Genomic DNA, 2,050 nt, shown 5'->3' with positions numbered 1-2,050 from the left:
AGGTGCTGTGCTAACCGCAAGGAGGCAGGCAACCACGGTAGGGTCAGCGACTGGGGTGAAGTCGTAACAAGGTAGCCGTAGGGGAACCTGTGGCTGGATCACCTCCTTTCTAAGGATGATCAAGAATAGGGCTTTTAAAAAGTCCCTCCCTTTTTGATCTCATTAGACACAAAGTTTAAACATGAGTTTGTTTAAACGGTGCATATGAGGCTAACTCTCAATGAATTCCTCTCACCAAAAAGAGACCCCTCTTGATATTAAAGAGGATCCCCCCCCCCCGTCTCTTTGAGGCCCCTACCTCGGATGAGAGAACTATTTGAGGGCTTAGTGCTCATGTGTTGATACAATAAAAGCAGAACATGCCGTCTTCGTTTCTCTTTCTTCAGATGATGATCCCAAGCCTTCTGGCGATCTCTTAAAAAAGCCTAGCCTGCTTTAAAAAGCAGGACCTTTAGATATGCTTTTAAATTCTTATGAATCTTAAAAGTCATGAATTTAAAAAAGGCTTTATGAAGAAAGCACTTTAAGCTTTTCCAATGATTTAAGATGATACCGGGGAAGGTTTTCCGGTTTATCCCGGAGGGCTTGTAGCTCAGTTGGTTAGAGCGCGCGCTTGATAAGCGTGAGGTCGGAGGTTCAAGTCCTCCCAGGCCCACCATTTATGCTCGTTTTTGCTTATTCTTGAGAGTTATGAAGTTTAAGCGTGTGAAAGCCTCTTTAATCTTTAGTTTATTGCAAAAGATTTAATTCTATCCTTTAAAAATTGTTTGTTAAATTTATCTCATTACATTTGTCAAACAGTATCTTTGTCAAACAGGACTTCAAATTCCCTTCAGATTTCTTCAAGGGGAGAGACAAATTTAAAAGGATAAAAATCAAAAAAATGATACCAATCAATACAAGTCAAAATAGTGTTGATCAAAAGAGGACAAATCACTCAAGTTAATAAATTTTTTTGAGATTGATTTGAAAGAGCATTCTTTAGGGGCCGTAGCTCAGCTGGGAGAGCACCTGCTTTGCAAGCAGGGGGTCGTCGGTTCGATCCCGTCCGGCTCCACCATTTAGATCATCATCATTGTTGTGAGGACATTTTTTGTAAGAGGTTTTAATGACTTCTTGCCTGTTCTATTGAAATTGTGAAGAGAAGATATATTCAGACATGATTTTTATGCTCTGTCTTTTAAAGATTAAGAGTTATAAAAATGATGTGTCGCAAGGGAATGCTCAAAGCCCTTGCTTATGATTGGAAGCTTAACCGCGCCACTGAGTATATCTCGAGAAGCTGGTCTTTTCTGCTGATATTTATGTTTGTTTTGCGCTTGTGTTTTGCACAAGACACAAGAGGAGCAGACAAACAACAAATGATCAAGAAACTTTACAAGTAAGTGATTACAAAGAGTGAATGCTTATTTGTGGTTTAAGTGATTATAGAATGAATATTGGCAATGAGAACGATCAAGTGTCTTAAGGGCATTTGGTGGATGCCTTGGCATGCACAGGCGATGAAGGACGTGATACGCTGCGATAAGCTACGGGGAGGTGCGAATACCCTTTGATCCGTAGATTTCCGAATGGGGCAACCCACCTTTGATGGCTGGAAAAATTAAGCTGTTTTTTGATAAACAGTTTAATTTTCTAGTCGTCAGATAAAGGTATCTACACCTGAATAAAATAGGGTGTAAGAAGCAAACGCAGGGAACTGAAACATCTAAGTACCTGTAGGAAAGGACATCAAACGAGACTCCGTTAGTAGTGGCGAGCGAAAGCGGACCAGGCCAGTGGCTTGAAGAAAGAAAAGTAGAATCGACTGGAAAGTCGAACCAAAGTGGGTGATAGTCCCGTATACGTAACTCTTCTTTAAGTCCTTGAGTAGGGCGGGACACGTGAAATCCTGTCTGAATATGGGTCGACCACGATCCAAGCCTAAGTACTCGTGCATGACCGATAGCGAACCAGTACCGTGAGGGAAAGGTGAAAAGTACCCCGACAAGGGGAGTGAAAAAGTACCTGAAACCGAATGCCTACAAACAGTCGGAGCCCAAGATTTGTT

General features: G+C 41.6%; 2 tRNA genes and 2 rRNA genes. All 4 read left to right on the top strand.

Going from position 1 to position 2,050, the window contains the following annotated elements:
* A 16S ribosomal RNA gene (locus tag FS875_RS09760) occupies positions 1-109 on the top strand; the annotation flags it as partial.
* Positions 110-581: 472 nt separating this feature from the next.
* Positions 582-658, top strand: a tRNA-Ile gene (locus FS875_RS09755).
* A 326-nt stretch (positions 659-984) separates the two neighbouring features.
* Positions 985-1,060 (top strand) — tRNA-Ala (locus FS875_RS09750).
* Between the two features lie 393 nt (positions 1,061-1,453).
* Positions 1,454-2,050: ribosomal RNA gene (locus FS875_RS09745) — 23S ribosomal RNA — on the top strand; the annotation flags it as partial.

The organism is Bartonella saheliensis (genome assembly GCF_902162175.1).
Note: the sequence above shows the minus strand (reverse complement) of the source record. Positions and strands in the feature narration are given on the sequence as shown.